This is a genomic window from Collinsella aerofaciens (assembly GCF_025289055.1).
Taxonomy (GTDB): domain Bacteria; phylum Actinomycetota; class Coriobacteriia; order Coriobacteriales; family Coriobacteriaceae; genus Collinsella.
Map to the genome: position 1 here is coordinate 1 of NZ_JAESIQ010000044.1, position 2081 is coordinate 2081.

Annotated in this window: 2 protein-coding genes; one reads left to right on the forward strand and one right to left on the reverse strand. The window is 54.5% G+C overall.

What is annotated here, in order from left to right:
- Positions 1-701 precede the first annotated feature (701 nt).
- Entirely contained in the window at positions 702-995 is a 294-nt protein-coding gene (locus JMJ97_RS09405; RefSeq protein WP_260700102.1) for a hypothetical protein, read from the reverse strand.
- 170 nt (positions 996-1165) lie between these two features.
- Between JMJ97_RS09405 and JMJ97_RS09410 the strand changes: the two genes are divergently transcribed.
- Positions 1166-1993, forward strand: coding sequence for a DUF6273 domain-containing protein (locus JMJ97_RS09410; protein WP_260700104.1), 828 nt, complete (start codon positions 1166-1168; stop codon positions 1991-1993).
- The last annotated feature ends 88 nt before the right edge of the window (positions 1994-2081 follow it).

Genomic DNA, 2081 nt, shown 5'->3' on the forward strand with positions numbered 1-2081 from the left:
CTCAAGCAGGGCTCGAAGCCCAAAAAGAAAGGTCACCGTCGCTAAGACGATGACCCAACTTCATTAAGCAACGGCTCTGCCCAGCTCTCTACAACTTGGGCTGCCGTCGGCATCATTCTACCCTCCTGACAAGGAATTCGTCCATATTTCAAAAACCAAATTGCGTTTGCTATCGAAGTTCATTCATCGTCCATGTACATGAGCGGTAACAGCGGAAATCGTTCGCTATGCTCCTGACCGTGCCAAAGAATTACTCGAAACGGGACCACGAGAGTGCGATCGTTTGCCGGATAGCCGCCACTACGACGGATATCCTTGATAGTAAGCGCTAGAATGATTTTGCTCTTATGGAGCTCAGCCCCGGCTGGTAAACCTGACGTTCGGCGCGGTGTACGTGGACGCGCCTGGAGAGCTTGACCTCAAGTACGTTCAAGCCTAGGGGCCTAAGCCCCCCGTGCTCAAGCCTAGGCTTGAGAGAGCAGACTGGCAGGCTGCAACCGGGATATAAACGATTTAGGGGGAGTACTGGCGTACTCCCCTATTTTTTACTGAGTAGCCGAAAAAACGAGGCAACGAGAGGCGATTTAAGGTGCCTGAAAACAGGTACCCCTAGCGGGTATCCAAGTAGGTCTTTTTGGGGTCGTATTCGCGATTGTGTTAAGCCGTTTACCTGGGCGTTTGGTTTCGAATGGGCGTTTTGGCTATTTTTGCGGTGCGCTTGCCGCTGGGGTGTCATCGTCTGGGTCGTGAACGACATACCAGCTGTTTTGGTAATGGCAGATGTCGCGGCACGTGCCGTCCCCGACGACCACGCGCCAGGACTCGGACTGCTTGTTCCTGCCGAGCGCCCATGAGCGGGAGCTGTAGGACTCGATGGAGTCGAACGGGTAGACGGTGCCGTCGTACCATTTGATGCCCCACGGGGCGTACTCGCCGTCGGGGCGGCACTCGACGAGGGCCGTGACCAAACGTATCGACTTATCGCTCTCCCCCACGACGGCACCCCTCTCGAATCAATAACGAACGCGTGTTCTATTATAGCGCAATCACGATTGTTGACCATCGGTGCGGTTGCCGCTGCGGCAAGACCGGAGCAGAATTATGGAATAGCCCTACGCTCGGCAATGTATCTACAAACCCTGAGCGAAGGGAGTGTCGCATATGCATGCAGCGACAATTGACCTTCGGGGGGGGGGTATCTCCTAGAGGTACTCTTCTCCGAGGGCAGTCAATCATCGAGTACGTCCTGATCATCGCGATCATCGGTCTGGTGATCGTGTTCGCGGGACCCGGCGTGGCGGGAGCCATCCGAAACCAGTTCAACCTGGTCGGCAACACGGTGAACAATGGGACGACCGGCGGCGTCGAGGGCGGCGCGTCCGGCGGAGGCTCCACAGGGGCCGATTCCGCGACCGTCCAGGCGGCGGTGGCCAAGGACGCGAAGGACTGGACGCTCGACGAGCAGAAGGCGGTTGCCGAGGACATCGCCGCGAAGGGCGAGGCGTCGCCCGCCTACGCCAAGGCCAAGGCCGCCATGGATGAGAGGACAACTTGGTCGGTCAAGTTGACGAACGGTGACACCATGGCCTACCGTATCATCGGCATCAACCACGACGACCTTGCAGACGGCTCGGGCAAGGCGGGTTTGACATATTGGGGTGAATCTCGATCCTTTGAAAACTACGGATATCACTACATCCGTAACAACGATGGACAAGGATGGGAAAAAGCTGAGATACGTCAGCGTTTAAATTCAGGCGATTTATGGAAGTTATTGCCCTCTGATTTGAGAAAAGGAATCAAGAGTGTTTCTAAAGAAACAGTCGAGGACAATGCAAGAATCACCACTAAGGACAAGTTCTTCCTTATCAGCCAGACAGAGATATACAGCAATAGTAGCGACCCAGATTCGGGTGGTTATCAGTATGAATACTGGACTGGAAAAGTCTTTTCTCTGGGAACTAGCTTCCTTAAAGCTGCTTTCTGCTTCTAGCTCCATCTACATCTACCATAAAGCCCCTGCATTCTGAACTGCCTCCCATTTCTTGGACATGAGAAATGGGAGGCTTTTTATGCGTGTC

Coding starts and splice junctions, on each gene's coding strand:
- JMJ97_RS09410 (WP_260700104.1), top strand. CDS start 1,166: ATGCAGCGACAATTGACCTTCGGGGGGGGGGTATCTCCTAGAGGTACT.